Genomic DNA, 301 nt, shown 5'->3' with positions numbered 1-301 from the left:
TGTAGTGGTCAACCTTTTTTGGCCACGGTTTTATACGCAAGCCAGAACCTTCTCTCCGACTCACTTGGTGTCAGACCGCCATTATATTGATGCGGCCTGACCTGGCTGTAATATCCAACGATATATTGCGTGATTGATGCTTTAGCTTCACCAAAGCATGTGTAGCCTGATGATGGCACCCATTCTGTTTTTAAACTTCTGAAGAAGCGCTCCATCGGCGCGTTATCCCAACAATTACCCCGTCGACTTAAGCTCTGTTTTATTTGGTAGCGCCAGAGTAGTTGACGATATTGACGACTCG

At 46.5% G+C, this 301-nt stretch carries 1 protein-coding gene; it reads right to left on the bottom strand.

Annotation, left to right across the window (positions count from 1 at the left end):
- Window positions 1-8: 8 nt before the first annotated feature.
- A partial coding sequence (locus tag LZP73_RS19935) for an integrase core domain-containing protein (RefSeq protein WP_234236647.1) occupies window positions 9-301 on the bottom strand: 293 nt, incomplete at its 5' end.

Origin of the sequence: Shewanella sp. AS16 (genome assembly GCF_021412365.1) — a bacterium.
Taxonomy (GTDB): domain Bacteria; phylum Pseudomonadota; class Gammaproteobacteria; order Enterobacterales; family Shewanellaceae; genus Shewanella; species Shewanella salipaludis.
Note: the sequence above shows the minus strand (reverse complement) of the source record. Positions and strands in the feature narration are given on the sequence as shown.